Source organism: Pararhodobacter sp., from assembly GCF_034676545.1.
In the GTDB taxonomy this organism is placed as follows: domain Bacteria; phylum Pseudomonadota; class Alphaproteobacteria; order Rhodobacterales; family Rhodobacteraceae; genus Pararhodobacter.
The window spans coordinates 1,863,596-1,889,618 of the sequence record NZ_JAUCBZ010000015.1; the positions used below are offsets into that span (position 1 = coordinate 1,863,596).

At 62.3% G+C, this 26,023-nt stretch carries 20 protein-coding genes and 2 pseudogenes; 15 read left to right on the forward strand and 7 right to left on the reverse strand.

Annotation, left to right across the window (positions count from 1 at the left end):
* Nucleotides 1-274 precede the first annotated feature (274 nt).
* The 8 genes and pseudogenes from VDQ28_RS12750 (at nucleotide 275) to mraY (ending at nucleotide 9,696) form a co-directional block, all read left to right on the forward strand.
* Nucleotides 275-1,384, forward strand: coding sequence for an Mrp/NBP35 family ATP-binding protein (locus VDQ28_RS12750; RefSeq protein ID WP_323036294.1), 1,110 nt, complete (start codon nucleotides 275-277; stop codon nucleotides 1,382-1,384).
* A 717-nt stretch (nucleotides 1,385-2,101) separates the two neighbouring features.
* Nucleotides 2,102-2,605, forward strand: coding sequence for a division/cell wall cluster transcriptional repressor MraZ (mraZ, locus tag VDQ28_RS12755; protein ID WP_323036295.1), 504 nt, complete (start codon nucleotides 2,102-2,104; stop codon nucleotides 2,603-2,605).
* A gap of 11 nt (nucleotides 2,606-2,616) precedes the next feature.
* Nucleotides 2,617-3,609: a 16S rRNA (cytosine(1402)-N(4))-methyltransferase RsmH gene (gene rsmH, locus VDQ28_RS12760; RefSeq protein WP_323036296.1), complete on the forward strand. Its 993-nt coding sequence runs from the start codon at nucleotides 2,617-2,619 to the stop codon at nucleotides 3,607-3,609.
* Nucleotides 3,609-3,923 (forward strand): cell division protein FtsL, encoded by a 315-nt coding sequence (ftsL, locus tag VDQ28_RS12765; protein ID WP_323036297.1) that lies wholly within the window; start codon nucleotides 3,609-3,611, stop codon nucleotides 3,921-3,923. Before rsmH ends, ftsL begins: the two co-directional genes overlap by 1 nt.
* A pseudogene (locus VDQ28_RS12770) lies at nucleotides 3,920-5,694 on the forward strand (peptidoglycan D,D-transpeptidase FtsI family protein). Before ftsL ends, VDQ28_RS12770 begins: the two are co-directional and overlap by 4 nt.
* Nucleotides 5,695-5,726: 32 nt before the next feature.
* The gene (locus VDQ28_RS12775; protein WP_323036298.1) at nucleotides 5,727-7,202 is read left to right on the forward strand and encodes a UDP-N-acetylmuramoyl-L-alanyl-D-glutamate--2,6-diaminopimelate ligase; all 1,476 of its coding nucleotides are present in this window, start codon (nucleotides 5,727-5,729) and stop codon (nucleotides 7,200-7,202) included.
* A 1-nt stretch (nucleotide 7,203) separates the two neighbouring features.
* The gene (locus tag VDQ28_RS12780) at nucleotides 7,204-8,607 is read left to right on the forward strand and encodes a UDP-N-acetylmuramoyl-tripeptide--D-alanyl-D-alanine ligase (protein WP_323036299.1); all 1,404 of its coding nucleotides are present in this window, start codon (nucleotides 7,204-7,206) and stop codon (nucleotides 8,605-8,607) included.
* A 3-nt stretch (nucleotides 8,608-8,610) separates the two neighbouring features.
* The gene (gene mraY, locus VDQ28_RS12785; RefSeq protein WP_323036300.1) at nucleotides 8,611-9,696 is read left to right on the forward strand and encodes a phospho-N-acetylmuramoyl-pentapeptide-transferase; all 1,086 of its coding nucleotides are present in this window, start codon (nucleotides 8,611-8,613) and stop codon (nucleotides 9,694-9,696) included.
* Between the two features lie 25 nt (nucleotides 9,697-9,721).
* On the opposite strand, the gene VDQ28_RS12790 is transcribed toward mraY, so the two are convergent.
* From VDQ28_RS12790 to mnmA, 3 genes are all read right to left on the reverse strand, one after another.
* Nucleotides 9,722-11,074 carry a PAS domain S-box protein gene (locus tag VDQ28_RS12790; RefSeq protein WP_323036301.1) on the reverse strand — a complete coding sequence of 451 codons (1,353 nt, stop codon included), beginning with the start codon at nucleotides 11,072-11,074 and terminating at the stop codon, nucleotides 9,722-9,724.
* Nucleotides 11,071-11,877 carry an alpha/beta hydrolase gene (locus tag VDQ28_RS12795; protein WP_323036302.1) on the reverse strand — a complete coding sequence of 269 codons (807 nt, stop codon included), beginning with the start codon at nucleotides 11,875-11,877 and terminating at the stop codon, nucleotides 11,071-11,073. Before VDQ28_RS12795 ends, VDQ28_RS12790 begins: the two co-directional genes overlap by 4 nt.
* 189 nt (nucleotides 11,878-12,066) lie before the next feature.
* Complete coding sequence (gene mnmA / locus VDQ28_RS12800) at nucleotides 12,067-13,206, reverse strand: tRNA 2-thiouridine(34) synthase MnmA (RefSeq protein WP_323036303.1); 1,140 nt, start codon at nucleotides 13,204-13,206, stop codon at nucleotides 12,067-12,069.
* Between the two features lie 151 nt (nucleotides 13,207-13,357).
* Here mnmA and VDQ28_RS12805 point away from each other — a divergent pair, with 151 nt between their 5' ends.
* The 5 genes from VDQ28_RS12805 (at nucleotide 13,358) to VDQ28_RS12825 (ending at nucleotide 19,047) form a co-directional block, all read left to right on the forward strand.
* Nucleotides 13,358-13,636 carry a DUF1153 domain-containing protein gene (locus VDQ28_RS12805; RefSeq protein ID WP_323036304.1) on the forward strand — a complete coding sequence of 93 codons (279 nt, stop codon included), beginning with the start codon at nucleotides 13,358-13,360 and terminating at the stop codon, nucleotides 13,634-13,636.
* Nucleotides 13,637-13,729: 93 nt separating this feature from the next.
* Nucleotides 13,730-14,443 (forward strand): response regulator transcription factor CtrA, encoded by a 714-nt coding sequence (gene ctrA / locus VDQ28_RS12810; protein WP_323036305.1) that lies wholly within the window; start codon nucleotides 13,730-13,732, stop codon nucleotides 14,441-14,443.
* 60 nt (nucleotides 14,444-14,503) lie between these two features.
* Complete coding sequence (gene ligA / locus VDQ28_RS12815; RefSeq protein WP_323036306.1) at nucleotides 14,504-16,744, forward strand: NAD-dependent DNA ligase LigA; 2,241 nt, start codon at nucleotides 14,504-14,506, stop codon at nucleotides 16,742-16,744.
* A complete protein-coding gene (gene recG, locus VDQ28_RS12820) occupies nucleotides 16,741-18,831 on the forward strand; it encodes an ATP-dependent DNA helicase RecG (RefSeq protein ID WP_323038122.1) in 2,091 nt (696 codons plus the stop codon). The genes ligA and recG overlap by 4 nt, the downstream gene beginning before the upstream one ends.
* A gap of 87 nt (nucleotides 18,832-18,918) precedes the next feature.
* Nucleotides 18,919-19,047, forward strand: a complete 129-nt coding sequence (locus VDQ28_RS12825; RefSeq protein ID WP_323036307.1) for a hypothetical protein — start codon at nucleotides 18,919-18,921, stop codon at nucleotides 19,045-19,047.
* Nucleotides 19,048-19,195: 148 nt separating this feature from the next.
* Here the strand turns inward: VDQ28_RS12825 and VDQ28_RS12830 are convergent, their stop codons facing one another.
* The gene (locus tag VDQ28_RS12830; RefSeq protein WP_323036308.1) at nucleotides 19,196-19,636 is read right to left on the reverse strand and encodes an iron-sulfur cluster assembly scaffold protein; all 441 of its coding nucleotides are present in this window, start codon (nucleotides 19,634-19,636) and stop codon (nucleotides 19,196-19,198) included.
* A 35-nt stretch (nucleotides 19,637-19,671) separates the two neighbouring features.
* Between VDQ28_RS12830 and hisI the strand changes: the two genes are divergently transcribed.
* Entirely contained in the window at nucleotides 19,672-20,034 is a 363-nt protein-coding gene (hisI, locus tag VDQ28_RS12835) for a phosphoribosyl-AMP cyclohydrolase (protein WP_323036309.1), read from the forward strand.
* A gap of 13 nt (nucleotides 20,035-20,047) precedes the next feature.
* Here the strand turns inward: hisI and gluQRS are convergent, their stop codons facing one another.
* From gluQRS to gyrA, 3 genes and pseudogenes are all read right to left on the reverse strand, one after another.
* On the reverse strand, nucleotides 20,048-20,890 hold the full coding sequence (gene gluQRS / locus VDQ28_RS12840) for a tRNA glutamyl-Q(34) synthetase GluQRS (protein ID WP_323036310.1): 843 nt from the start codon (nucleotides 20,888-20,890) through the stop codon (nucleotides 20,048-20,050).
* On the reverse strand, nucleotides 20,878-22,209 hold the full coding sequence (gene trmFO, locus VDQ28_RS12845; RefSeq protein ID WP_323036311.1) for a methylenetetrahydrofolate--tRNA-(uracil(54)-C(5))-methyltransferase (FADH(2)-oxidizing) TrmFO: 1,332 nt from the start codon (nucleotides 22,207-22,209) through the stop codon (nucleotides 20,878-20,880). Before trmFO ends, gluQRS begins: the two co-directional genes overlap by 13 nt.
* Nucleotides 22,210-22,290: 81 nt before the next feature.
* Nucleotides 22,291-25,066, reverse strand: a pseudogene (gyrA, locus tag VDQ28_RS12850) (DNA gyrase subunit A).
* Nucleotides 25,067-25,272: 206 nt separating this feature from the next.
* Here gyrA and VDQ28_RS12855 point away from each other — a divergent pair.
* Entirely contained in the window at nucleotides 25,273-25,878 is a 606-nt protein-coding gene (locus VDQ28_RS12855) for a rhodanese-like domain-containing protein (RefSeq protein ID WP_323036312.1), read from the forward strand.
* Nucleotides 25,879-26,023: the final 145 nt, after the last annotated feature.

Genomic DNA, 26,023 nt, shown 5'->3' on the forward strand with positions numbered 1-26,023 from the left:
GTGTCTTTCCGTCCCCGTGACACATAGATGGACCAAATGCTGCACTTGCACAATACCTGACAGTGGCAATGCTGCTATGCAGCGCAAGCATGGCGACGTAGCGTCAACTTTTCTGGGTTTTCAGGAGCTTCGACGACGGGGCTTCCGTGGCAGGGCGTTGGGTGGCTGCAATCGACGGGCGTTTCGGGCTCATATTCGCACCGGCAGGCCTTGTTTACAGCGCGAACCTGAACAGGTTAGGTGCAGCACAGCGACAGTTCAGGAGAAACCGACGATGTCTTCGACCCCACCCCCGACCTCTGGGCCAACCCGCGAGGAAATTCTGGCGGCCTTGGCAACAATCGCGGTGCCACAGGGCGGAACCCTGGTCAGCAAGGACATGATCCGCGCGCTGGTGGTTGATCATGGCAATGTGCGGTTTGTGATCGAGGCCGAATCCCCCGACGCGGCGAAGGCCATGGCGTCGGTGCGCGAGGCGGCCGAGGCCGCGGTCAAGGCCTTGCCGGGCGTGGAGCGGGTGAGTGCGGCAATGACCGCGCATGGACCCGCCGCCAAAGCGGCAAAACCTGCGGCGCCGACCGGCGAGGCACCGTCGCTGAAAATCGGCGGCCACCCAAAGCCCGGACCGTCGAAAGTGCCCGGAGTGCAGCGCATCATCGCGGTAGGGTCGGGCAAGGGCGGGGTCGGCAAATCCACGGTTTCGGCCAATCTGGCGGTGGCACTGGCGCGCGAAGGCTGGCGTGTGGGCTTGGTCGATGCCGATATCTATGGCCCGAGCCAGGGGCGCATGATGGGGGTCAGCAAACGGCCCTCATCGCCCGATGGCAAGACCATCATCCCGCCTGAAGCGCATGGCATTCGCATGATCTCGCTGGGCTTGATGATGCCCGACGACGAAGCGGTGATCTGGCGCGGCCCGATGCTGATGGGCGCGTTGCAACAGTTGATGACGCAAGTCGCCTGGGGTGAACTGGATGTGCTGATCGTCGATATGCCGCCGGGCACGGGCGATGTTCAACTGACGCTGTGCCAGAAATTCGATCTGACGGGCGCGATTGTCGTCTCGACGCCGCAGGATGTGGCGATGCTGGATGCGCGCAAGGCGCTGGCGGCGTTTGCGACGCTGAAAACGCCGGTTCTGGGCCTGATCGAGAATATGTCGACCTATATCTGCCCCAAATGCGGCCATGAGGCGCATATCTTTGGCGATGGCGGCGTGCAGCGGGAGGCCGAAAAGCAGGGTCTGCCATTCCTCGGCTCGCTGCCGCTGGATGTCGAGGTGCGCCTGTCGGGCGACGGCGGGGTTCCGGTCGCGGCGACGGATAGCCCGGCGGGGGCGGCGTATCGGGTCATGGCCCGGCATTTGATCAAGACATTGGCCTGAACGGGCGTCAACGGCACCGATACCACGGGACGGGCAGGAAACAGACACCGGGGGCGGCTTGCCCCCGGTGTTTTGCGTTTCGGCACGGGTTGCGATGGGCGGCGTCTGGGAATTCATGGGCCCGCCGGGAAATCCTGGCCCGAGTTTGGGAATGCATGGGCACTGTCGGATTACGGTGGAATCTTTCTTGTGGATAACTCCGATTCGCGCCGAGATAACAGTTGCGTGTTGCGGGATGACCACAGAATCCGGTGAGTGCGCCAAAACTCCGGGAAATCTCGGCCCAAGACCAATCCGCGCTATCTAGTGGAATGTCAGGCATTTGGACGCAAGATTTAGTAAATAAGCGCCGTCAAACGCAGGATTTTGACGAGAATCGACCCCTGGCGCCGGTGAAAAAGACGCGCGATCCCACGAAAGGACATTGTGTGCCATGAATTCCCATGCCATTACTGAGTCACGGAAGAGCGGAACAACAAAAACAAACTGAAGGCAGCTTCATACAGGCAACCCGCGATACCGACGTAAGAGATCCGACGCGCAGGAGAGCAGCACCACATCCCCCCCCCCATGGTGATCTGTGCAGTTGGACGACCCAGCGATGGGACAGAAGGGCGGCGGTTTAGACAGTGGCAGCAGTCTAAACCGCCGTTTCCTATTTCAGGGCGGCCCGGTTCAGAAACCCTCCGTGGTCGCATAGCATAAAGGCGCAGAGCAGTGGCGCGCAGATTTCGCGGCGAAAGCGAACAGACGGTAGACAGCAAGGGCAGGGTATCCGTACCCGCCCTGTTTCGCCGTGTGATCGAGGCCTGCGATCCCGAATGGACCGAGGGTCTGCGCCCGGAACTGGTCATTGTGTACGGCTCCGAAAAACGAAATCATCTTGAATGCTACACCATCGAGGCCATCGAGGAAATCGATCGTCGCATCGATCGCATGAAAAAAGGCTCGATCGAGCGGCGGATGTTGGAGCGGCTCTATCACGGCCACTCCATGCCGGCCCAGATTGTCGAGGATGGCCGCATCGTCTTGCCGCAAAAGCTGCGCAAGAAGCTGGACCTCGAGGACAAGGCGTTCTTCATTGCCTCGGGCGACCATTTCCAGATCTGGAAGCCGTCGACCTATGAAGAAACCGAAATGGCCAAGGTTGACGCCTGGCTTGATGCGCAGGATGAGGATTTCGACCCCTCGTCGCTGCTGCCTGATTTGCCCGCAGAGTGACGGAAAGGCCCATGCCCCCTGAGTCACCCGACGCCCCTCATATCCCGGTCCTTCTGGACACCATTCTCAGGGCGGTCGCGCCGGTCGAGGGGGTCTGGCTGGATGGCACGCTGGGGGCCGGTGGCTATACGCGCGGATTTCTGGATGCCGGCGCGGCCCGGGTGATCGGCGTGGATCGCGACCCTTTGGCGCTGAGCATGGCGGCGGATTGGGGGGCGGTCTTTGGCGACCGGCTGACGCTGGTGCAGGGCAATTTCTCGCAGCTTGATGCCTATTCCGACGACTTGCTGGACGGCGTGGTGCTGGATCTGGGCGTGTCGTCAATGCAGTTGGATCAGGCCGATCGCGGCTTTTCCTTTGCCAAGGACGGCCCGCTGGACATGCGCATGAGCCAGGATGGCCCGTCGGCGGCGGATCTGGTGAACTCGGCCACGGAAAGCGAGTTGGCGGATATCCTGTATCATTACGGCGAGGAACGGGCCTCGCGGCGTATCGCGCGGGCGATTGTCGCGGCCCGTGCCGAGGCGCCGATCGAGACCACGCTGCGGCTGACCGATCTGGTGACCTCGTGCCTGCCCCGCGCCAAACCCGGCCAGAGCCACCCGGCGACGCGCAGCTTTCAGGCGCTGCGCATTGCGGTGAACACCGAGTTCCACGAATTGATCGACGGGTTGGAGGCCGCCGAGCGCGCGCTGAAGCCCGGCGGATTGTTGGTGGTTGTCAGCTTCCATTCGTTGGAAGACAGAATTGTAAAACGTTTCATGCAGTTGCGTGCGGGGCGTGCGGGGCAGGGAAGCCGTCATGCGCCACAGATCGAGCAAGAGGCCGACCGGTTCACGCTGATCACCCGCAAGGCGATTGCGGCGGATGACGCGGAATGCGCGGCCAATCCTCGCGCGCGGTCGGCGCTGCTGCGGATTGCGCGGCGAACCGATGCGCCCGCCGGTCCGGTGGATCGCACGGCGGTCGGATTGCCCAAACTTGCCATGATGGGAGAGCGGTGATGCGCGGGGTGTTCTACGTCCTTTCGGCTTTCGCGGTGATCGGGCTGGCGATCTGGGCCTATGACCAGAATGACCGCACGCAACGGGCGATGAAATCGGTACGGGAGTTGCGCCGCGAAATTCACAATCTGAACGAGGCGCTGGGTGTGCAGCACGCGGAATGGGCCTATTTGAACCGCCCCGAACGGCTTCGGGCGCTGGTCGATATGAACGCCATGCGTCTGGGCCTGGTGCCGCTGACCGGTGCGCAGTTTGGCCGGATTGACGAAATTGCCTACCCCATGCTTCTTGCGAGAACGGAGGGCGACCTGTGATCCGCATCCCCCTACGGCCGTTGGCCCGCATTCTGGAAGCGCGCGTGCAGGGCGAAAACCCGCAATTGATCGAGCGCGAAAACATCCGGCTGCGCACCGAACAGGCCCGCGATGCTGGCCGTCGGCGCGCCGAGTGGCGGTTGCTGTTTCTGGCGGTGGTTTTCTTTGCCGGTTATGCCGTGATCGGCGCCCGCATGGGGCTGCTGGCGGCGCCCCCGTGGTCGAAAGCGAGCCTTATCAAGGCGAGCAGATCGCCGATGCCCGCGCCGATATTGTGGACCGCAACGGCCGGATCCTGGCGACCAATCTGGTGACCAATTCGCTCTATGCCGAGACGCGGTACATGGTGGATGGCGTGCGCGCGGCGCAGCAATTGGCGCAGATTTTCCCGGATCTTGAGGAGGATCGCCTGCGCGCGAGCCTGACAGACCCGAACCGGCGCTTTGTCTGGATTCGCACCCGTTTGTCGCCCGAACAGGCGCAGGCGGTGCATGATATCGGCGAACCCGGCCTGCTGCTGGGCCCGCGCGAGATGCGGCTTTATCCCAATGGTCGTCTGGCGTCGCATATTCTGGGCGGCGCGGGCTACGGTCAGCAGGGCGTGACCGCGGCCGAGATCATCGGCACGGCGGGCGTCGAACACCGGATGAATACGCGGCTGCGCGACCCGGATCTGGCGGATATCCCGCTGTCGCTGTCGCTCGATCTGGGGGTGCAAGGCGTGGTCGAGGAGGTGCTGAACAGCGGCATCACCATGCTGAATGCGCGCGCCGGATCGACCATCATCATGGATGCAAACACCGGCGAGATCGTCGCGATGGCATCCTTGCCGGACTTCGATCCCAATGATCGGCCAGCCCCGCCGCTCGAGGGCGACCCCGCCGATCATCCGCTGTTCAACCACGCGGTGCAAGGCGTGTATGAATTGGGTTCGGTGATGAAAGCCTTTGCCGTGGCGCAGGCGCTGGATCTTGGTCTTGTCACACCGCCCACCATGGTCGACACGCGCGGCCCCATGCGCATTGCCGGGTTCAGCATCCGCGATTTCCACGACTATGGCGCGCGCATGTCGGTCACGGATGTCTTTGTGCGCTCGTCCAATATAGGCACGGCGCGCCTGGCGCAGATGATTGGCCCCGAGCGCCAGCGCAACTTCCTGCAACGGTTCGGCTTTCTGGAACCCTTGTCGCTCGAGCTTTCCGAGGTCGCGCGGGTGATCCCGCAATTCCCCACCCGCTGGACAGAATTGTCTGCCATGACAATCAGTTACGGGCATGGGTTGGCGATCAGCCCGGTGCATCTGGCGGCGGGGTATGCGTCGTTGGTGAACGGCGGGTTGCGCGTGGTGCCGACCATCATGCGCCGCCCGGACAGCATCCCGGGCGAGCGTCTGATCTCGGAGGAGACCTCGGACACGATGCGGGCGTTGATGCGGGCGGTCGTGACGCGCGGCACGGCCTCGATGGGCGAGGTCGAGGGCTATGCGGTGGGCGGCAAGACCGGCACCGCCGACAAGCCAAACCCGCAGGGCGGCTACTACGAGGATCGGGTGGTCGCGACCTTTGCCGGGGCGTTTCCGATGACCGACCCGCGCTATGTGATCATCGTGACGATGGACGAGCCGACCGAAACCTCGGGCACCGAGGCGCGCCGGACGGCGGGTTGGACCGTGGTTCCGGTTGCCGCCGAAATGGTGCGCCGGATTGCGCCGATGATGGGAATTCGCCCCGAATCCGCAGCAGAGATTGAAGCGGCCTTCGTGCTGCGCTAGGCCACACGCAGCGCAGTGTCGGGGGAAACGGTATGGCAAACAGCAAAATCTTGGGTGAACTGGGTCTGACGGCGCAAAATGGCCGTGCGCAGACGCGGATATCCGCCATTGTGCTGGACAGTCGGCAGGTCAAGCCCGGCAGTCTGTTCGCGGCGCTGCCCGGCAGCCTGATGCACGGCGCGGAATTCGTCGATCCAGCCTTGCGCATGGGCGCGAGCGCCATTCTGACCGACCGCGAAGGCGCCAAAATCGCCGCCGAGGCCCTGGCCCGCCATCCAGAGGCGGCGTTGATCGTGGCCGAGGATGCGCGTGAGGCCCTGGCCATGGCGGCGGCGCTGTGGTTTGGCGCGCAGCCGGAAACGATGGTGGCGGTGACGGGGACGAATGGCAAAACCTCGGTCGCCAGTTTCACGCGGCAATTGTGGACCTCGCTGGGTCACGCGGCGATCAATATCGGCACCACCGGCGTCGAGGGCGCCTGGGAGACACCACTGTCGCACACGACGCCCGATTCCGTGACGTTGCAGGCCCTGCTGGCCGAGGCCGCCGCCGAGGGCGTGACCCATGCCGCGATGGAGGCCAGCTCGCACGGGTTGGATCAGCGCCGCCTCGAGGGGGTGCGCTTGCAGGCCGCCGGGTTCACCAATCTGTCGCAGGATCACCTCGATTATCATGCCTCGATGGAGGCGTATTTTCAGGCCAAGGCCGGGCTTTTTCAACGGCTTCTGCCCGAGGATGGCGTGGCGGTGATCAACACCGATGACGAATGGGGCGCGCGGCTGGCGGGCATGGTCTCGCAGCGGGTGATCCGCGTGGGCCAGCGCAGCGATTGCGACCTGCGCATACTGGCGCAACGCTATTCGGCGCAGGGGCAAGAGTTGCGCTTTGCGCTCAAGGGGCAAGCGCATCATGTCCACCTGCCGCTGGTCGGCGGGTTTCAGGCCTGGAATGCGCTGGTCGCGCTGGGGCTGGTGGTGGCGACCGGGGCGGACGCCGCCGATGCCGTTGCGGCGATGGAGCGGTTGCAGGGGGTCAAAGGCCGGATGCAACTGGCCGCCACCCGGGACAATGGCGCGCCGGTCTTTGTGGATTACGCGCATACGCCGGCGGCTGTCGAGACCGCGCTGCAAGCCCTGCGGCCGCATGTGATGGGGCGGCTGATCGTCGTTCTGGGGGCCGGGGGCGACCGTGACAAAACCAAGCGGCCGCTGATGGGCAAAGCCGCGGCGGAAAACGCGGATGTTGTTTTTGTGACAGACGACAACCCGAGATCCGAGGTTCCAGCCGTTATTCGTGCAGAAATATTGAAAGCCTGCCCCGAGGCCACCGAAGTCGGTGACCGTGCCGAGGCGATCCTGCGCGGGGTGGATGCGCTGGAACCGGGCGACGCGTTGTTGATCGCCGGCAAGGGCCACGAGACCGGTCAAACCATCGCCGGGACGGTCTATCCGTTTGATGACCTTGAGCAAGCCAGCGTGGCCGTGGCGGCGCTGGACGGAAGGCTGTGAGATGAGCGTCTTGTGGAGCCATGGCGACGCGGCCGCGGCGACCGGCGGGCAGGTGACCGCGCCGTTCAACGCCGCTGGCCTGTCGATCGACACCCGCAGCTTGCAGCCCGGCGACCTGTTTGTGGCGCTGAAGGCGGCGCGCGACGGGCATGATTTCGTGGCGCAGGCCTTTGCCAAGGGTGCGGCGGCGGCGCTGGTCGATCATGTCCCTCAGGGTGTGACCGGGCCGTGTCTGGTGGTCAAGGATGTGTTGCAGGGGCTTGTCGATCTGGGTGCGGCGGGGCGTGCGCGGAGCAAGGCGCGGGTGATCGGCGTCACCGGCTCGGTGGGCAAGACCTCGACCAAGGAGATGCTGCGCGACATGTTCGACGCCTTCGGCTCGGTGCACGCCGCCGAGGCGAGTTTCAACAACCATTGGGGCGTGCCGATCACCTTGGCGCGACTGCCGCAGGACGCCGATTTCGCCGTGATCGAGATCGGCATGAACCACCCCGGCGAGATCGCGCCGCTGGCCGCCCTGACGCGCCCGCATGTGGCGATGATCACCACCGTTGCCCCCGCGCATCTGGAGGCGTTTGCCGATATCGACGCCATCGCCCATGAGAAAGCCGCGATTTTCAGCGGCTTGGAGCCGGGCGGCACGGCGGTTTACAACGCCGATCTGCCGACCAGCGCGATTCTCGCCAAGGCGGCGGGACCAAAGGCGCTGAGTTTCGGTACAGCGGGCGATCTGCGGCTGAAATCCATGCGGGTCACGCCCTCGGCCTTGGTGGTTGAGGCGCAATGCGGTGCGGCGACCTATCTGATGCGTCTGGCCGATGCGGGCGCACATTTTGGCATGAACGCGCTGGGTTGCCTTGCCGTGGCGCAGGCGCTGGATCTGGATCTGGCCCTGGCGGCGCAGGCTTTGGGCCGTTGGCGCCCGCCCTCGGGGCGCGGGCGGCGCGAAACCGTGTTGCTGGACCCGGCGACGGATGAGCGGCTGACGCTGATTGACGATGCGTTCAACGCCAACCCGGCCTCGATGAGCGCCGCCATTGATGTGCTGGCAGCGACCACGCCCGGCGCGAAAGGCCGCCGCATCGCCATTCTGGGCGATATGCTGGAGCTTGGCCCTGATGAAGTGGCGCTGCACCGGGGGATTGCGGCGCATCCGGCGCTGGCCTCGGTGACGCTGGTGCATTGCGTCGGGCCGCGTATGCGCGCGCTTTATGATGTTTTGCCGCCCCGGATGCAGGGAAAATACGTTGAAACGGCCGATGAACTGGGCGCAAAAGCTCATGGGTTGGTGCGGCCGGGCGACGTTGTGCTGGTGAAGGGGTCGAAAGGCAGTTATGTGTCGCGCGTGGTCGACGCTCTGCGCCATTTGGGCCACCCTTTGCCTGATGATCCAAATGGAGAGTAGCGGATGTTGTATTGGCTGACTGAATTTTCCGAATCGATCAGCGCCTTCAACCTGTTTCGCTACATCACCGTGCGGGCCGGAGCCGCGTTTTTCACGGCGCTGGTGTTCGGCTTCCTGTTTGGCAAACCGCTGATCAATTTCCTGCGCCGTCGTCAGGGCAAGGGCCAGCCGATCCGCGAGGATGGGCCGGAATCGCATCTGTTGACGAAAAAAGGCACGCCGACGATGGGCGGGCTGCTGATCCTGTCGGCGCTGACCTTTTCGACCTTGATGTGGGCGCGGTTGGACAATGGCTATGTCTGGATCGTCCTGGGCGTCACCTGGGGCTTTGGCGCGATCGGGTTTGCCGATGACTATGCCAAGGTCTCGAAATCCAATCACAAGGGGGTTTCCGGGCGGGTCCGGCTGGGCCTGGGGTTTGCGATTGCGCTGGTGGCTGCGGTCGCGGCGATGTATTTGCACCCCGAGGAGCTTTCAGGCCGGTTGGCCTTCCCGATTTTCAAGGAATACCTGCTGAATTTAAGCTGGTTGTTCATCCCCTTTGCGATGATCGTGATCGTCGGCTCGGCGAATGCGGTGAACCTGACCGACGGGTTGGACGGGCTGGCGATCATGCCGGTGATGATCGCGTCGGGCACGCTGGGGGTGATTGCCTATGCGGTGGGGCGGGTCGATTTCACCGCCTATCTAGAGGTTCACTATGTCCCCGGCGCCGGAGAATTGCTGATCTTCACCGCGGCGCTGGCCGGCGGTGGTCTGGGGTTCCTGTGGTACAACGCGCCACCTGCGGCGGTGTTCATGGGCGACACCGGGTCACTGGCGCTGGGCGGCGCGCTGGGCGCAATCGCCGTTGTGACCAAGCACGAGATCGTTTTGGCGATTGTCGGCGGCTTGTTTGTCGTCGAGGCGCTGAGCGTGATCATCCAGGTGGTCTATTTCAAACGCACCGGGAAACGGGTGTTTCTGATGGCCCCGATTCACCATCATTTCGAGAAAAAGGGCTGGGCGGAGCCGCAGATCGTGATCCGGTTCTGGATCATCTCGCTGGTGCTGGCGCTGATCGGGCTGGCGACGCTGAAGATCCGTTGAGGGCGGCAGGTTGGGGCGTCGCCCCTTACGGTGTCACCTGATCCAGCGGCGCGCGCAAGGTCCAGCGAAACCCGTCCGGGGCATAGTCATGCCGGGTTTCGCCCGAGGTCGTGCCTTCAAGGATCGGGCCGGTGACCTGATAGCCAAACCCCTCGCGCCGGGGCGGGGCAACCGGCGGCCCGTCGGTTTCAAGCCAGGAGATTTCCAGCGCCGGGTCGGGGCCATGTGTGATCTGCCAGGTCAGGGTGACCTTGCCGCAATCCTGCGACAGCGCGCCATATTTGGCGGCGTTGGTGGCCAGTTCAAAAAAGGCCATCCCGATCGCCTGTGACACCGATTCCTGCAACTGGACAGGGGGGCCGCCGAGGCTGATCTGGGCGTCATTCGGGTCGAGCAAATGCGCAACCTGAGCGCGGGCGAGGGTCTCCAGGTCGATGTCTTTGCCACGACTGCGGATCAGCACATCCTGATTCGAGCTCAGGCTGGCCAGACGTTTGTTGAAACCCGCAAGGAATTCGTCGCCCTGATACAGACGCCCGGTTTGCTGCGCGATCACCTGCACCACCGAGAGCAGGTTCTTGGAGCGGTGGTTGATCTCGCGCAGCAAGGTCTGGATCTGCGCCTCGGTTGCCTTGCGCGCGCTGATATCGCTATAGACGACCACAAAACCCGAATAGCCTTGTGATTTATCATGGACCGCCGCGATGCTGCGCTCGACCTGAAGCCGGGTGCCGGTTTTGTGCAGGCGTTCGGCTTCGCTCCGGATTATCTCGCCCGCCGCCACGCGGCGCAGATCGCCGGGCACGCTGTCGACGTCTTCGGGCGGGATCACAAGCTGATCGAACCGTTCACCAAGGGCCTCGGCTTCGGTGAAGCCAAACAGCCGTTCCGCCGCCGGGTTCCAGGCGAGGATCTGGCGGTCGGAATTCACCGAGACGATGGCATAGGGCGAGGATCGCACGAGGCTTTTGTATTCGTCGCTTTCGCGCCGCCTGGCGACGAGCTCCAGCTCGAAGGCGTGGCGCTGCTGGTTTTGAAAGAGGCAGATGTGGGCGCTGACCATCTGCCCGTCCACAAAGGTGGCGCGGCCGTTCAGGAACACGCCAAACCGCGTGCCGTCGCGGCGTTCCAGATCCATGGAAATCTCCTGGAACTGGCCCTCCATCAGCAACAGCGGGCGCAGGTGGGTCTCAAAATAGATCCGACCCGCGCGCGACAGAATGTCGACAAAGCGCAGCGTCTCGGGCGCGTCGTTTTCCAGCCCCAGCCAGTCCCGCAATGTCGCATTGACCTGTTGAATCCGGCGGACGCCGTCCAGCACCGCCAGCCCGCAGGGCCACAGGTCGGCGTCTGCCGCAAGGCCGGGCGCGCCACTCATGCGGCGGCCTGCGGGCGCAGGAAATCCATCAGCGCCTGTGTGGTTTCCTTCGGATAGCTCATGTGTGGGCAATGGCCGGTGCAGTCCAGAACCACAAGCTCGGCGTTTTGCATGTTGTCCGTCAGCCACGTCCAGACCGACGGCGGCACCAGAACGTCGTCCTGGCATTGCAGCATCAAGGTCGGCTGGGTGATCGCTTTCACGTCTTCGCGGTGGTCATACAAGAAGGTCACGCGGGCGAATGTCTTGGCGATATCCGGGTGGGTGCGGCAAAAGCTTTCGGTCAATGCATCGCCAAGTGCGGGTTGCGCTGGCACCCCCATGATCTGCGGCGCCATATCGCGCGCCCAGCCCAGATAATTCACGTCAAGAATATCCAGCAAACCGTGCAGATCGGCCAGATCAAAGCCGCCAGCATAATCGCCATCGTTGCGGTAACTGGGCGAGGGGCAGACCATGGCAAGCCGCGCAATCAGATCGGGGCGGCGCTTGGCGGCCAGCCCGATGATCATGGCGCTGACCGAATGGCCGACCACGATCACATCCTGCAGCCGCAGCTCTTCGAGGATTGCGATCAGGTCATCGGCATAGCCGTTCAGCGACCCATAGCGGTCGGGGCAATAGTGCTCTATCGCCGATTTTCCGTATCCCATCAGGTCATAGGTGATGACTTGAAAATCCGCCTCGAAGGCGGGGGACACTTTGCTCCACATGCTGCTGTCGCAGCCGTAACCATGCAGAAAGACGATGGGTTTCGTGCCGGAGCCGGTGATGTTGACCGCGCACTGTTTTGTTATCGTCACCGCTTCCCCCCTCGCGTCGTGGCCTTTCATCATCGACAATACCGCAGGATCGACGCAAGGGAAATCAGTCCGTGTGCGCCTCGCGACATATTCAGAGAGAACGATCACGCGTGGCGTTTTTCGCGCGGCCACGGTGCGGCCACGGTGCGGCCACGGTGCGGCCACGGTGCGGCTGCGGTGGGTGGCGCGTCAATACCCGCGCCAGATCCAGCCGCCGCCATACACCCGGCTTCCTTCGGGTGCGTAGAATACACAGGCCTGACCGGGGCTGACGCCCTCCTCGGCGGTCAGCAATTCGACATCCGCCGTCGTCGGGCCGGTGGGGCGCAAGATCGCCTCGGCCGGGGGCTTGGTCGAGCGAATGCGCACCCGCATCGGCCATTCGGCCTGACTGTCAAACGGCGCGTCGCCCAGCCAGTTGATTTCGCGCACCGGGACGATCTTGGTCGAGAGCGCCTCTTTCGGGCCGACGACGACCTGGCGCTTTTCCGGATCGAGCTTGACCACATAAAGCGGGTCCGCCAGGCCGCCGATGCCCAACCCGCGCCGTTGGCCGATCGTATAGTGGATCACGCCATGATGCGTGCCCAGAACCGTGCCATTCGTGTCAACAATATCGCCGGGGTCCGCTGCGCCGGGGCGCAATTTCTCGATCACCGCCGCGTAATTGCCGTTCGGCACAAAGCAGATATCCTGGCTGTCGGGTTTGTCGGCCACCGCGAGGCCATATTTCTGCGCCAAGGCGCGCGTCTCGGCCTTGGAGGTCAGATGCCCCAGCGGAAAGCGCAGATATGCCAGTTGATCGGGCTTGGTCGAGAACAGGAAATACGACTGATCGCGCGCCTCATCCGCCGCCATGTGCAATTCGGCACCATGCGCGCCCTCGGCGCGCTGGATGTAATGCCCGGTGGCCATGCAATCGGCCTCGAGGTCGCGGGCGGTTTCCAGCAGGTCCTTGAATTTCACGCGCTCGTTGCAGCGAATGCAGGGCACGGGGGTGGCGCCGGCCAGATAAGCATCGGCGAAATCGTCGATCACCGCCTCCTTGAAGGCGTTTTCATAGTCCAGAACATAATGCGGAAAGCCCAGGGTTTCGGCCACGCGCCGCGCGTCATGGATATCGCGCCCGGCACAACAGGCACCCGCCTTGGCCAGCGCGGCCCCGTGATCGTACAACTGCAAGGTCACGCCGATCACGTCATAGCCCTGCGTTTTCAACTCGGCGGCCACCACCGAGCTGTCAACGCCGCCCGACATGGCAACGACAACCCGCGTGTCCGCGGGGGATTTGGCAAAGCCTAGCGAGTTCACGCCCAGTTCGCGCGCCATGAGTGTCCCCTTGGTTCCGGTGGAAAACAGCAGTTAGCGCGAAATATAGGAAAATGCGAGACACTCTCAACCCCTGCCGCGCCGATGCTTCAACCTGTCTTTAAGGCTGTCTTGTCACCCTCTGCCTCGGGATGAAGGAAAGGGCGACACTATGTTTCTGAAACGAATTGACGGGCCGCGCGCCGTGACGCTGCCGGATGGCACGGTTTTGTCACGGGCAGACATGCCTCCGGCCAGCACAAGGCGCTGGGTTGCCAGCCGCAAAGCGGTTGTCGTGCGCGCGGTAGAGTTCGGGTTGATCGCCCGCGCCGACGCGCTGGAGCGCTACGGTTTGAGCGAAGAAGAGTTTGAATCCTGGGAACGTGCGGTTTCCACGCACGGGGTTGATGCCTTGAAAGTCACAGCCTTGCAAAGATATAGACAACTTTAACGGTAGTGTGTTTAAATGGTCATCGCGGTAACCGGGCATTAACGATTGTTGTCCAGTGTTGGCACATACCAAGGTTAATGCGGAGTTTCAGCTATGCGCGTCCTACTCGTCGAAGACGATCCAACCACCTCTCGCAGCATTGAACTGATGCTGTCGCATGCGAATTTCAACGTTTATTGCACAGATCTCGGCCAGGAGGCCGTCGAATTGGGCAAATTGTACGATTATGATCTGATTCTGTTGGATCTCAATCTTCCGGACATGGCGGGGCTTGAAGTGCTGCGCCAGATCCGTTTGGCGCGAATCAATACGCCGATACTGATCCTCACGGGTGAAGACAGCACCGATATCAAACTCAAAGGGTTTGGATCGGGTGCTGACGACTATATGACCAAGCCGTTTCACCGTGATGAATTGGTGGCCCGCATTCACGCGATCATCCGGCGAAGCCAGGGTCACGCGCAATCGGTCATCAATACCGGGCTTATCTCTGTCAATCTCGACGCCAAAACCGTCGACGTGGACGGTGGCGCGGTGCATCTGACGGGTAAAGAATACCAGATGCTTGAACTGTTGAGCCTGCGAAAAGGCACCACACTGACCAAAGAGATGTTCCTCAACCACCTCTATGGCGGCATGGATGAGCCCGAGTTGAAAATCATCGACGTGTTCATCTGCAAGCTTCGCAAGAAACTGGCCGAGGCAACGGGCGGCGACAACTACATCGAGACGGTCTGGGGGCGCGGCTATGTGCTGCGCGATCCGGTCAAGGCCGTGAGCCGTGAAACGCGCGCCATCAGCGCATGAAGTCTGGAAATCTTGCCCGCGCCGCCCTATCACTGCGGTGAGCGCGCGCGGGGGACGGAAATGCTGCACGATCGGCCAATTGAAAGCTTGACCGAAGAGGAAGCCAAGGCGGAACTGGCGCATCTGGCACAAGCGCTTGCGCAGTCCGACCGTGCCTATCATCAGGATGACGCGCCTGTTCTTTCTGACGCAGAATATGACGCGCTCAAGCGCCGCAACGCGGCAATCGAGCAACGCTTCGCGCATTTGAAACGCGGCGACAGCCCAAGCGAAAAAGTCGGTGCCAGCCCATCCGAGGGGTTCGGCAAGATCAGCCATGTCGTGCGGATGCTGTCTTTGTCAAATGCGTTCACACACGAGGACGTCGCGGATTTCGACACCCGCATTCGGCGCTATCTTGGCCTGACCAACGACGCCTCCCTGATCTATACGGCCGAACCGAAGATTGACGGTCTCTCGCTATCCTTGCGCTACGAACTGGGCCACCTGGTCTCGGCCGCGACGCGTGGCGATGGCGAAACCGGCGAAGATGTCACCGCCAATGCCCGAACGATCACCGACATCCCGCAAACCCTTGTTGATGCACCAGAAATCCTGGAGGTCCGGGGTGAGGTTTACATGGCGCATGCGGATTTCGCGGCCCTGAATGCATCCGGGGACCGCGTGTTCGCCAACCCCCGAAACGCGGCGGCCGGCTCGATGCGACAACTCGACCCGGAAATCACCCGCACCCGGCCGCTCCGATTTTTTGCCTATGCCTGGGGCGCGCTGTCGCAGCCGCTCGCGCAAACGCAATGGGGTTGCTTGCAGCGTTTCAAGGAACTGGGGTTCAAGGTGAACGCGCTTACGCAGCGGTGCGACTCGGTTGATGCGCTGATTGCGCAGTACCAACGCATCGAAGCGGCCAGACCTGACCTCGGGTATGACATCGACGGCGTGGTTTACAAGATTGACGATCTGTCCCTGCAAGAGCGCCTGGGATTCCGGGCGAACACGCCGCGATGGGCCATTGCCCACAAGTTTTCGGCGGAAACCGCGTGGACCCGGCTCGAGGCCATCGACATTCAGGTGGGGCGGACCGGCGCGCTCAGTCCGGTCGCGCGACTGGCGCCGGTGAACGTGGGCGGAGTGCTGGTTTCCAACGCAACGCTGCACAATGAGGATTATATCGCCGGGCGCGACAGCCACGGCGCGCCGATCCGCGAGGGGCGTGACATCCGGGTTGGCGATTGGGTGCAGATTTACCGCGCGGGCGATGTGATTCCCAAAATCGCCGATGTCGATCTTGCCCGCCGCCCTGCCGAAACGCAGCCCTTCAAATTTCCTGACCGCTGTCCAGACTGCGGCTCGACGGCGCTTCGCGAGCCCGGGGATAGCGTCTACCGGTGCACAGGTGGGTTGATCTGCCCCGCACAAGCCATTGAGAAATTGAAGCATTTCGTGAGCCGAGGGGCCTTTGACATCGAGGGGCTGGGCGCAAAGCAGATCGAGATGTTTTATGCCGATGACCAACTCCCGATCCGCGAGCCTGCGGATATCTTCACGCTTTCGAAACGGGATGCTGTCAACCTGACCAAACTGAAACATCGCGATGGTTTTGGCGAAAAAAGCGCGGCAAAGCTCTTTGACGCGATTGAAGAACGGCGGTGCATTCCCCTGGCGCAGCTCTTGTTTGGCTTGGGTATTCAACATCTTGGCGAAGTCGCCTCGATGGATTTGGCAAAGCATTTCCGATCCTGGGATCGATTGGCCACGGTTGTCGATCTGGCCCGTTCGGCGGCGCATCATCATGCCTTGGCCAATGACGCCGAGGTTCAGGAACGCGCCTCCGCCGCGGCCGAAGGGCGACGCGCGACGATCAAGAAAGCGCGCGACGCCGTCTGGCGTGATGCCGAGGTTCCGGCTGCCTCCCTTGAGGCATGGAACGAGATCCTCGGCATTGACGGTCTGGGCGCGGTCTTGGCAATGTCTCTGGTGACGACCTTCGCGCAACCCAAAGAGCGCGCCTCGATAGATCGCTTGATCGCGGAATTGCAAGAGATCGTGCCACCGGAAAACAGCGTCCGGCAGAGCGCGATCATGGGAAAAACGGTGGTTTTCACGGGAACCTTGACGCGGATGACGCGAGCCGAGGCGAAATCGCGCGCAGAATCCTTGGGCGCGAAGGTCGCCGGGTCGGTATCCTCCAAGACCGATATCTTGGTCGCCGGGGAGGGGGCAGGCTCGAAGGCCACGAAAGCGGCGGCGCTCGGCGTGGACGTTCTTGACGAGGACGCTTGGCTGGCCTTGATCGCCGGATGACCGGCCGCCCCGAAATCTTGTTTCCGCTGTTCGGTGACCTTGAGGGGCTCGATGGAATTGGCCCTAAAACGGCCAAGAATTTCAGCGGCTTGAACGTTCTTTCGCCGCGGGATCTGCTGTTTTTGCTGCCGCATTCGATCATTGATCGGCAAATCCGCCGCAGTGTTCGCGAGGTTCTGCCGCCCGAAGTGGCGACGGTCGAGGTCGACGTGGGCCTCCATCTGCCGCCGCGGCAACGCGGGCGACCATATCGCGTGCTTGTCAAAGACGCAGAGCAAGAGTTTCAGCTGATTTTCTTTCACGCCCGCGCGGAGTATTTGCAGAAAATTCTTCCGACCGGGCAGCGGCGAATGGTGTCCGGTCGGATTGAGGTCTTTGATTCGATCTATCAAATGGCCCATCCGGATCATGTCCTGCGGGTCGATGAGATCGACCAGCTGCCCAGGTTTGAACCGGTTTATCCACTGACCGCCGGCGTTACGCAGAAAATGGTGAAGCGCGCCGTAACCTCGGCCTGTGCCCGCGTGCCAGATCTGGGTGAGTGGATTGATCCCGAACTGAAAAAAAGGAAGGGCTGGCCAAGTTGGAAAGAGGCGGTTCTCAAGGCGCATGACCCGTCTGCCGCCGAGGATCTGTCGCCCGCACACCCCGCCCGCCAGCGTTTGGCCTATGATGAGCTGATGGCGCATCAATTGACCCTGGCGATGGCGCGCGCAGAGCGTCGGCGTTCGGCAGGGGCGGCAACCCGCGGCGATGGGCACCTCGTTCAGCGTGTGCTGGCGCAATTGCCCTATGCCGCGACCGGGGCGCAGACGCGCGCGATAGGTGAAATCGTGGCGGATATGGCGGCTCCGCACAAGATGAACCGCTTGCTGCAAGGTGATGTGGGCTCGGGGAAAACCCTGGTCGCAATGGCCGCATTGCTGACTGCGGTCGAGGCGGGTGGGCAAGGTGCGTTGATGGCACCCACGGAAATTCTGGCGCGACAGCACCTTGAGAGCCTTGCACCGATGGCGGAGGCGGCGGGGATCAAGATCGCGCTGTTGACCGGGCGCGACAAAGGCCGTGACCGCCAAGCCAAACTGAGCGATCTCGCGCAGGGACGCACCGATGTTCTGATCGGCACCCATGCCATATTCCAGCGCGATGTCACCTATGCGGACCTGCGCTTGGCGGTGATCGACGAGCAGCACCGGTTTGGCGTGGCGCAACGCATGGCGCTGGGCGAAAAAGGGGCGACGGTGGACAGTCTGGTCATGACCGCGACGCCGATCCCGCGCAGTCTGGCGCTTTCGCAATACGGCGATATGGATGTGTCGTTGCTTGATGAGAAGCCTCCCGGCCGGAAGCCCATTGCCACGTCCCTGGCGTCGATCGAGCGGATGGGCGAAGTCGTGGCGCATTTGCAGCACGCGGTTCGCGATGGACGCCAGGCCTATTGGGTTTGTCCGTTGGTCGAGGAGAGCGAGACCGTCAACCTGACGGCGGCACAATCGCGGTTCGACCATTTGCGCGCCATCCTCGGTGAGGGGGTGGTCGGACTGGTGCATGGTCAATTGTCCAGCACCGAAAAAGACGCGGCGATGGTCCGGTTCGTGTCTGGCGAGACCCGGGTTCTGGTCGCGACGACGGTGATAGAGGTCGGCGTGAATGTGCCCAACGCAACGATCATGGTGATCGAAGGCGCCGAGAGTTTCGGGCTGGCCCAGTTACACCAGCTTCGCGGGCGCGTGGGCCGTGGTTCCGACGCCTCGACCTGTCTGCTTCTTTTTGAGCCTCCCTTGGGGGAAACCGCGACGCGCCGCCTCAAACTGATGCGCGATACCGAAGACGGCTTTCGCATCAGCGAAGAGGATCTCGCAATACGCGGCGCGGGTGATGTGATCGGCACCGCGCAATCAGGCCTCCCGCGGTTTCGGCTTGCGGATCTGGAGCGGCAGGCCGGGTTGATGGAAATCGCACAGAGTGATGCGCGCAAGCTTTTGGCCGATGACCCGACCCTGACGTCAGCACGAGGGCAGGCAGCGCAAACACTGCTTTGGTTGATGGAGCAAGACAAGGCGATTCGCCTGATTCATGTGGGGTAGCGTTTTCTTCACTTAATGTTCGCTAATGTTCTTGCAATGTTCTCACAAATATGAGAACAAAAGGTTAACAACCTTGGAGGTCAAGACATGCGCCGGATCCTTCGTTCCATGACCAAAACCCGCGATGATCGCGTTGTGCTGTTCACCGATGCCTTGGGGGCATTCGCACTTTTCGTGCTGGCCTATGCGGCGCTGCACTTGCCGCTAATGACTTGATTTTCTTCGGTTTGTAAGGTTTCTGCCCACTGCCTTGCGGTCTGGAGGGCTGCCACTGTCCCGGCATCCCGACCATACCAGACACGCCACTTGCCGCCGCATCATGAATGCGGCGGTTTTTTTTAACGCGTTATTCAGGGTTTCGTGGTCAAGTCTCAGCGTGTCGCGCCGCCTCGGCGGCCGCCTGTATTGCCAACAAAACAGAGGCGTGGCGATTCTTGAAATCGCGTGCCGGAAGGAGAATTTCAAACCCCTCGAAGGGGGCGTCGGGTGTGTCACCGTCGGATTTCAGCATCGCCGCCAGTTGCGCGGCCGCGCGCTCGAGTTCTGCCGTGGTGCGGCCCAACACGGATTGGCCCAGAATTGCCGCTGCCGCTTGTCCCAAGGCACAGGCTTTCACGTCTTGTGCAAACCGTGTGACCTTGCCGTCAACCATGTCCAGATCGACCGTGACGGTTGATCCGCACAACGGCGAGCGCTTTTTCACCGTTGCTTGCGGGTCCTCCAGGCGACCCAGATGCGGAATATCCGCCGCCAAGGCAAGGATTCGCGTGGAATATAGCTTGATCAGATCGGCAGTATCGGACACTTCAGACGCTCCTTGACTGACAAAGGATATAGCTCATGTCGTTCGATCCGCAATCCCTCCGCTATAACGAGGACGGTTTGATCCCCGCAATTGCCCAGGACAGGGCGTCTGGCGAGGTGTTGATGATGGCGTGGATGAACGCCGAATCCGTTGCCCGCAGCCTTGAAACCGGCCGGGTCACCTACTGGTCGCGCTCGCGGCAAGCGTTTTGGGTCAAGGGCGAGAGTTCGGGCCACAGTCAGATTCTGGTGGATTTTCGATATGATTGTGACCGCGACTGCGTGTTGGTTGTGGTCGATCAGACCGGGCCTGCCTGCCATACCAACCGCAGGTCGTGCTTTTACACCGCAGTCCGGGCGGGGGAGGTGGTCGAGTTGATGGCACCGGAGCAGAGTTAAGCCCGGACCGGCCTCAGAGCGCCAGGGATTCGCGCAGCGCTTCGGGCGTCAGCCCGTCGTCGCGATACAAGGACAAGGCGCGGGCCGCATCGCGTTTGGCGAGCCGTTTGCCCTGCGTATCGCGGATCAAGCGATGATGATGATACTCGGGTGTTGGCAAATCCAGAAGGCGCTGCAAGACCGTATGAATTGCGGTGGCCTCGAACAAATCGACGCCGCGCACAACCAGCGAGATGTCTTGTGCGGCGTCATCGACACTCACCGCCAGATGATACGAAGTTCCGATATCGCGCCGCGCGAGAACGACATCGCCCACATGAGTCGTTAACCATTCGGGTGTATAGATGTGCGAACCGGTGTGGAGCGGGCCGGTTTCGACAAAGGTCACGCTGCCGATCAAGGCGGTTGCGCGGGCCATATTCAGGCGAATTGCGGCGCCCTCGGGGTCGCGCTGTTGATGGCGGCAAGTGCCGGGGTAAATCGGTCCGTCAGGGCCGGTCGGCGCGGTGCCTTCCTGCGGCGCGGACAAGGCGGCGCGAATATCGCCGCGCGTACAGGTGCAGCCATAGGTGACACCCAGCGCGTTCAACTGCGCCAAGGCGGACGCATAGGCGGCGCGCCGTTCGCTCTGGCGCATCACGGGGAGGGGCCAGTCCAGGCCAAGCCAGTGCAAGTCGTCGTAGATCTGCGCCTCGAAGGCCGGGCGACAGCGCGGTGTGTCGATGTCCTCGATGCGCAGCAAGAACTGGCCATTCTGCGACCGGGCAAGATCATAAGCCGTCAGGGCCGAGAAGGCATGACCCAGATGCAGCGGGCCGGTGGGCGAGGGGGCAAAACGGGTGATCAGCCCAGCCACGCGGTGAAGTTCTGCTTGGCGCGGTCGGTATAGGCTTTGTAGCGGTCCTTGCGGCCACGCCGCCCGCCTTTGGCGTCAATCGGCGGGAAAAGTCCGAAATTGACGTTCATCGGCTGAAAGGTTTTGGCGTCAGCGTCGCCCGTGATATGCGCGATCAACGCGCCCATTGCGGTTTCGCGTGGCGGTGCACAGAGCGGCCTGCCAAGGATTTCCGCCGCCGCCAACCGCCCGGCAACCAACCCCATCGCTGCGGATTCGACATAGCCCTCGACCCCGGTGATCTGCCCGGCAAATCGCAAATTCGGCTGCGATTTCAATCGCATCTGCGTGTCAAGCAAGGTCGGGGAATTCAGGAATGTGTTGCGATGAATGCCCCCCAAACGCGCGAACCCGGCATTTTCAAGCCCGGGGATCATGCGGAAAACCTCGGTTTGGGCACCGTGTTTCATCTTGGTCTGAAAACCGACGATGTTGAACAGGGTTCCCAACGCATTGTCGCGGCGCAACTGCACGACAGCATGGGCTTTCTGGTCGGGATTGTGCGGATTGGTCAGGCCAATCGGCTTCATCGGGCCAAAGCGCAACGTCTCGCGACCGCGTTCGGCCATCACTTCAATGGGCAGACAGCCGTCGAAATAGCCCGCGGTTTCGCCCTCGTGGAATTCGGCTTTGGGCGCGGCAAGAATGGCGTCGATGAACGCCTCGTATTGGTCGCGGTCCATCGCGCAGTTCAGATAGGCTTTGCGCTCGGCCTCGGTGTCGCCTTTGTCATAGCGCGACTGGAACCAGGCTTTGGATTGGTCAATCGTGTCGAAATGCACGATCGGCGCGATGGCGTCGAAAAAAGCCAGCGCTTCGGTGCCGGTTTCCGCACGGATCGCCTGTGCCAGCGCGTCCGAGGTCAGCGGTCCGGTGGCGAAAATCCAGTGCCCATCCCGGGGCAGTTGCGTGATCTCGTCCTCCTCGAAGCTGATCAGCGGATGGGCGCGCAAGCGGGCGGTTACGGCCTCGGAAAACGCGTCGCGGTCCACGGCGAGGGCCCCGCCGGCGGGCAGGGAATGCGCATCGGCCATGGCGATGAGCAAGCCATCGGCGGCGCGCATTTCCCAATGCAGGAGGCCGACGGCATTTTGCTCGTCATCATCCGAGCGGAAGGAATTGGAGCAGACCATCTCGGCGTAATTGCCGGTTTGATGCGCGAATGTGCCGATTTTGGGTCGCATTTCGTGCAACACGACGCGGACGCCCGCCTGTGCGGCTTGCCATGCGGCCTCGGATCCGGCCATGCCGCCGCCGACGATATGAAGTGTGTGTGTCATGGGGATGATGTAGCGATGGGCGGCGCCAAAGAAAAGGGGCTGCCGCTGACCGCCCCGATAAACCTGTGATCGGCGCCGGGGTTATTCTGGCGCGGTGTCGATCACGGCGGTGTTGTTCGTGGTCTCTGCGTCTGCGGCCTTGTCCGCGACGTCGTCGGCCTCGGATTCGGCCACGCGCGCCACCGACACGACAACCTCACCCTTGCCGGTGTTGAACACCCGCACGCCGCCCGCCGAGCGCGACCGGAAGCTGATTTGATCAACCGGCACGCGGATCGACTGGCCGGTCGAGGTGGCCAGCATGATCTGATCCCCCTCGACGACCGGGAAAGAGGCAATCAGATCGCCGCCGCGCATCGCCCGGTCCATTGCCATGACGCCCTGGCCACCACGCCCGCGCACCGGGTAATCATGCGAGGACGACAATTTGCCCGCGCCGCCCGAGGTGATCGTCAGGATCAGATCCTCGGCGGCGGCCATCTGTGCATAGCGTTCGGCGCTGAGATACCCGGCCTCGACGGTGTCGTCCTCGTCGGTGTCCACCTCGACCTCGTCAACCGACCCGGCCAACAGGCGGCGTTGCTTGAGATACGCGGCGCGGTCTTGTGGGTCCGCGGTGAAGTGGCGGATCACGGCCATCGACACGACGCGATCTGCCTTGCCCAGTCGAATGCCGCGCACGCCGGTCGAATCACGGCCCTTGAAGACCCGGACATCGGTGGACGGGAAGCGAATCGCGCGGCCTTGCGCGGTCAACAGCATGACGTCGTCATTGGCGTCGGCGATCCGGGCATTCACCAATTCGACGCCCTCGGGCAATTTCATCGCGATCTTGCCGTTGCGCATGACATTCGTGAAGTCCGACAAGGCGTTGCGGCGCACATCCCCTGGCCGAGGTGGCAAAGACGATCTGCAGATCGTCCCATTCTTCCTCGGGCGCATCGACCGGCATCAGGGCGGCGATCGACACGCCGGTCGGGATTGGCAGGATATTCACCATCGCTTTGCCGCGTGCGTTGCGCCCGGCCAGCGGCAAGCGCCAGCATTTGAGTTTGTAAACCATGCCATCGGTGGTGAAGAACAACAGATGCGTGTGCGTGTTCGCGACGAACAATGTGGTGACGACGTCATCTTCTTTGGTCGACATCGACGACAGGCCCTTGCCGCCCCGGTTCTGTGCCCGGAAATCGGCCAAAGGCGTGCGCTTGATATAGCCGCCCGAGGTGATCGTCACGACCATATCCTCGCGTTCGATCAGATCCTCGTCGTCCATGTCACCGGCCCAGTCGATGATCTCGGTGCGGCGGGGGACGGCGAAGGCGGTGCGCACTTCGTCCAGCTCGTCGGTGATGATCGCCATGATGCGGGTGCGCGAACGCAGAATATCAAGGTAATCCTTGATCTTGCCCGCCAGTTCTTCCAGCTCGTCGGTGACTTCCTTGACGCCCAGAGCCGTCAGCCGTTGCAGGCGCAGTTCCAGAATGGCGCGGGCCTGGATTTCGGACAGGTTATAGGTGCCGTCGTCGTTCAGCGTGTGGCTGGGGTCGTCGATCAGGCGAATATAGGCTGCGATATCCGCCGCGGGCCAGCGCCGGGTGATCAGTTTTTCGCGGGCGTCGGCCGGGTCGCTGGAGCTGCGAATGGTCGCCACGACTTCATCGACATTCGACACGGCCACGGCCAAACCACACAGGACATGGCTGCGCTCGCGGGCCTTGTTCAACTCGAACGCGGTGCGCCGGGTCACGACCTCTTCGCGGAAGGCAATGAAATTGGTCAGAAAGTCGCGCAGCATCAACTGTTCAGGCCGTCCGCCGTTCAGCGCCAGCATGTTGCAGCCGAAATAGACCTGCATCGGCGTGAAGCGGAACAACTGGTTCAGCACCACCTCGGGCGTGGCATCGCGCTTGAGCTCGATGACCACGCGCACGCCGATCCGGTCGGATTCGTCGGCAACATGGCTGATCCCCTCGATACGCTTGTCGCGCACCGCCTCGGCGATTTTCTCCACCATGGTGGATTTGTTCACCTGATACGGGATTTCATCAATGATGATGGCGAAACGGTCCTTGCGCAGCTCCTCGACATGGGTTTTCGCCCGGATGATCACCGAGCCACGCCCCTCAAGATAGGCTTTGCGCGCGCCCGCCCGCCCCATGATCTGCCCGCCGGTCGGAAAATCCGGGGCCGGAATAAAGTGCATCAACTGTTCCGAGGTCAGATCGGGGTTTTCGATCAGCGCCTTGGTGGCGTCGATCACTTCGCCCAGATTGTGCGGCGGAATATTGGTGGCCATACCCACCGCGATGCCACCCGCCCCATTGACCAGCATATTCGGGAAACGCGCCGGCAGAACCGTGGGTTCGCGGTCTTTGCCGTCGTAATTGTCCTGAAAATCAACGGTGTCCTTGTCGATATCCGCCAGCAAAAAGTTGGCCGGCTTGTCCATGCGCACTTCGGTATAGCGCATCGCCGCCGCATTATCGCCGTCCATCGAGCCGAAATTGCCCTGACCATCCAACAGCTTGAGCGACATCGAGAACGGCTGTGCCATCCGCACCAGTGCGTCATAGATCGCGCTGTCGCCGTGCGGGTGGAATTTGCCCATCACATCGCCGACCGGACGCGCCGATTTGCGATAGGATTTGTCATGCGTGTTGTTGGTCTCGTGCATCGCATAGAGAATGCGCCGGTGCACCGGTTTCAACCCGTCCCGCAGGTCCGGAATCGCGCGGCTGACGATCACGCTCATCGCGTAATCGAGGTAGGCCGTGCGCATCTCGTCAACGATTGAAACCACCGGTTGGCTGGGTTTCATGTCGCTGGGTTCAATCGGGGTATCGGTCTCGTCGGTCATAGGCTGTTCACCGGGGGCCTCACTGGCGCAATCCACAAGATTTTGTTGCCCGTGTTATAGCCGAACCCTACCGGCAGGTGCAATGGCGGCATGTCCTTCGGCGCCTTCGGATCGTCGCAAAGCGCATGGTTGACATGTGGGGGCGGTCCCTATGTCATGGGGGGTGCGATCTGCCGTCAATTTTCGTCCCCTGACAGGAGTTTATCATGGCCCGCTTAACCCTCGCCTCGGCGCTCTTTGCCTTTGTCGCGCCCGTTTTGACGACTACCGCCTTTGCCGAGCCAGTGAATATCACCGCCGATGTCGCCTCGGTGACCGTTGTCACGGATACCGGAACCGCCGAGATCAGCCGCATTCAAGACAATGACAACGTCGTTTCGGGTGAATGGGCGCGCACCTCGCGGCCGTGTCCGATCTTTTGCATTCAGCCGATGACCCCCGCCGAGGGCGTTACCACGGTTGGCGAACTGGAGGTTCTGGCCGCGCTTCAGGACCCGAACACGATCGTTGTCGATAGCCGCGTCGAGTCCGATTATCGCGGCGGCACGATCCCGGGTGCGGTGCACATCCCCTACACGCAAATGGCCGACCGGTTGACCGAGGTTGGCTGCGAGCTCGATTTCGACGGGTTCATCTGCGATGAGGCGCGTCCGGTCTTGCTGTTTTGCAACGGCCCGTGGTGCGGCCAATCGCCAACGGCGATCCGCCGGATCATCGAGGCCGGATATCCGGCCGACCGGATTTCGTACTACCGAGGCGGCATGCAGGTCTGGCGAATGCTGGGTCTGACCGTCACCGAGCCCCGAAATTAAGGCGCAAGCCGCTAAAATCCAAGGTCAGGCCCCGCGGCGTCGGGGCCTTTTTTCGTCCGGGGCAAGCCGCCGAGTCTGAAACCGCGGGCACGCGTCCGGCCACTGACTTGTATCAAGGTTACCATCACCATGCCGTGTTATTCTC

Excerpts from the sequence above, each read along its gene's own strand:
- trmFO (WP_323036311.1), bottom strand. The coding sequence starts at position 22,209 with ATGACACACACACTTCATATCGTCGGCGGCGGCATGGCCGGATCCGAG.
- ligA (WP_323036306.1), top strand. The coding sequence starts at position 14,504 with ATGCTGCACGATCGGCCAATTGAAAGCTTGACCGAAGAGGAAGCCAAG.
- VDQ28_RS12825 (WP_323036307.1), top strand. The coding sequence starts at position 18,919 with ATGCGCCGGATCCTTCGTTCCATGACCAAAACCCGCGATGATCGCGTT.
- VDQ28_RS12805 (WP_323036304.1), top strand. The coding sequence starts at position 13,358 with ATGTTTCTGAAACGAATTGACGGGCCGCGCGCCGTGACGCTGCCGGAT.
- recG (WP_323038122.1), top strand. The coding sequence starts at position 16,741 with ATGACCGGCCGCCCCGAAATCTTGTTTCCGCTGTTCGGTGACCTTGAG.
- VDQ28_RS12790 (WP_323036301.1), bottom strand. The coding sequence starts at position 11,074 with ATGAGTGGCGCGCCCGGCCTTGCGGCAGACGCCGACCTGTGGCCCTGC.
- mnmA (WP_323036303.1), bottom strand. The coding sequence starts at position 13,206 with ATGGCGCGCGAACTGGGCGTGAACTCGCTAGGCTTTGCCAAATCCCCC.
- VDQ28_RS12780 (WP_323036299.1), top strand. The coding sequence starts at position 7,204 with ATGAGCGTCTTGTGGAGCCATGGCGACGCGGCCGCGGCGACCGGCGGG.
- ctrA (WP_323036305.1), top strand. The coding sequence starts at position 13,730 with ATGCGCGTCCTACTCGTCGAAGACGATCCAACCACCTCTCGCAGCATT.
- VDQ28_RS12750 (WP_323036294.1), top strand. The coding sequence starts at position 275 with ATGTCTTCGACCCCACCCCCGACCTCTGGGCCAACCCGCGAGGAAATT.
- hisI (WP_323036309.1), top strand. The coding sequence starts at position 19,672 with ATGTCGTTCGATCCGCAATCCCTCCGCTATAACGAGGACGGTTTGATC.
- VDQ28_RS12855 (WP_323036312.1), top strand. The coding sequence starts at position 25,273 with ATGGCCCGCTTAACCCTCGCCTCGGCGCTCTTTGCCTTTGTCGCGCCC.
- ftsL (WP_323036297.1), top strand. The coding sequence starts at position 3,609 with ATGCGCGGGGTGTTCTACGTCCTTTCGGCTTTCGCGGTGATCGGGCTG.
- rsmH (WP_323036296.1), top strand. The coding sequence starts at position 2,617 with ATGCCCCCTGAGTCACCCGACGCCCCTCATATCCCGGTCCTTCTGGAC.
- VDQ28_RS12775 (WP_323036298.1), top strand. The coding sequence starts at position 5,727 with ATGGCAAACAGCAAAATCTTGGGTGAACTGGGTCTGACGGCGCAAAAT.
- mraY (WP_323036300.1), top strand. The coding sequence starts at position 8,611 with ATGTTGTATTGGCTGACTGAATTTTCCGAATCGATCAGCGCCTTCAAC.